The 690-nt window shown below is 38.4% G+C and carries 1 pseudogene; it reads right to left on the bottom strand.

Annotation, left to right across the window (positions count from 1 at the left end):
* Window positions 1–599 (bottom strand): annotated as a pseudogene (locus ACRCJ0_RS17755) (endonuclease MutS2); the annotation flags it as partial.
* Between the last annotated feature and the right edge of the window lie 91 nt (window positions 600–690).

Below are 690 nucleotides of genomic sequence, written 5' to 3'. Positions count from 1 at the left end.
ACCGGAATTACAAAGCGGTTGTTCCGGATGGTGATGATGGCCTCACTTAAATAAGAAGCCTTATTAGACCGGATTATTTGGTCTAGTTTGACACGGATACCCGCTTCTTCACGTTTGATTCCTTGTCTTAAGCCATGTAAAGTTGACGAGGCATTGTCATATACTGACCCATCATCTGCAATTGCATTTTGCATCTTACGCATCAAATCCCGCATGTCAATAAAGTCATCTGCAATTGCATACAATTGCATTAATTCTACTTTTGCTTCTTTTAGTTTGCTAAAGAAGGTAGAAACTTCACCAGATGCTCGTAAGACCCGGCCTACTGCAGCCAATTCTTTCCCGTTTAAGTCAGTACCGATATCCAATCGTTTTAAGAATGGTTTTACGTTAATTAGTTGGCTGACTGGGATCCGTTTGTCTAATTCAAACAAGCGTTTTACATCGTCAACACTTTGTAAGGATTGCTCGATTTCTTCCGCTTCTGCACTGGGTTTTAAATTTAAAGCTTGGATTTTTCCGATTTCAGTTCGGGTTTCTTTTGCTACTTGTTGTTGTATTTTCTCAAATTCTAAGGTTTGAAATATTTTAGGATTCAAAATGTATCCTCCTTCGATTGTTATCAGTAATGAATATAAAAGGCGTCTTAAGTAGGAAATAGGCCGTGATCAATTATCACAGCCATATCAC

This window comes from Aerococcus sp. L_32 (assembly GCF_050689315.1).
This window is presented reverse-complemented; position numbering and strand designations above follow the sequence as displayed.